The organism is Streptomyces africanus (assembly GCF_002150735.1).
Classification (GTDB): domain Bacteria; phylum Actinomycetota; class Actinomycetes; order Streptomycetales; family Streptomycetaceae; genus Streptomyces; species Streptomyces africanus.
The window spans coordinates 142-574 of the sequence record NZ_MUKA01000690.1 but is presented as its reverse complement, the minus strand read 5'-3'; the positions used below and the strand labels follow the sequence as shown (position 1 = coordinate 574).

1 pseudogene is annotated in these 433 nt (G+C 72.5%); it reads right to left on the bottom strand.

From position 1 onward, the window contains the following. Positions 1–46: 46 nt before the first annotated feature. Positions 47–433: pseudogene (locus CCL05_RS43435) on the bottom strand (hypothetical protein); the annotation flags it as partial.

Here is a 433-nt window from a genome sequence, read left to right as displayed (position 1 = left end):
CCCGACCCACAACCGCCGCGCAGGCGCTGGAGCAGGTGTGCAACCCTCATTCCATCACGTCGACCGCATACCGGTTCGTCTCCACCCCCGCCGCCGTGACCACCTGTACCTCCACCCGCCCCGGCTCCACATCCGCCGGTACCGGCACGGTCAGCAGCGTGTCCGTCGGGTTGTTGAAACCCCCCGGCACTGGCACCAACGGGACGTGGACGTGCACGGCGCCGACGCGGACGACCATCCTGGCCAGCCGGTCCGCCCCCTGCGCACCCGGAGGCACGAAACCGGCGCCCCGGATCTCGATGTCGTCGCCCGTGCGGATCGGCCCGTCCAGGTCCCCCGCCTCCCGCGACCGCACGACGGAGAGGATGACCGGGCGGCCCCCCTCCGCGTACTTGCCGGCCAGGTACGTCGCCGCCGACACCAGGACGACCAC